Origin of the sequence: Pseudomonas sp. PH1b, from assembly GCF_000633395.1 — a bacterium.
Lineage (GTDB): Bacteria > Pseudomonadota > Gammaproteobacteria > Pseudomonadales > Pseudomonadaceae > Aquipseudomonas.
Window position 1 is genome coordinate 1 of record NZ_AYMU01000066.1, and the last position, 533, is coordinate 533.

A 533-nucleotide genomic window follows, 5' to 3' on the forward strand; every position below is an offset into this window, starting at 1 on the left:
GGTTGCCCAGGCGCGCCACCGCCGGGCCACTGGCCGCGCTCTGCTGCAGCGCTGCCGTGGCCGGCTGCTGGGCCGCCACCGGCTCGTTGCCCGGGCGCAGGCTCAAGCCCACCGCCAGCCCGAGCAAGGCCAGGGCCCCGGCACCTATTACCAGGGTTGGCTTCTTCACAGGCTGGTTGCCTCCTCGCGCAGCTGGGCCTCGGGCGTCGCCGGTTCGGCCTGGGCCTGGGCCTGCAGTTGAGCGGCCTGCTGGCTGTATTCGCGCAAGTAGACGATGAACTCCTGGAGCAGGCGGTCCCACAGTTCCAGGTTGCCCCGCAGGTGGGTTTCACCGACACCGGCCACTACCACGTCCATTTCCATGACCAGGAACTCGCCCTGCAGCGACAGCCGGGCAAAACGCCGCGAGGCGTTCCACAGCTCCGCCAGGCCCGCCGGCAGTTCACCCTGGACCCGCAACGCGCAACTGAAGGTGAAATCCACGTACTGGCCCGACTGCGCCGCCGGGTTGCCGAAGCGCACCGCGTAGCCGA

1 protein-coding gene is annotated in these 533 nt (G+C 70.0%); it reads right to left on the reverse strand.

The features are described from left to right. Positions 1–165: 165 nt before the first annotated feature. The coding region (locus tag U873_RS0133970; RefSeq protein ID WP_025132473.1) for a YbjN domain-containing protein at positions 166–533 on the reverse strand (368 nt) is incomplete at its 5' end.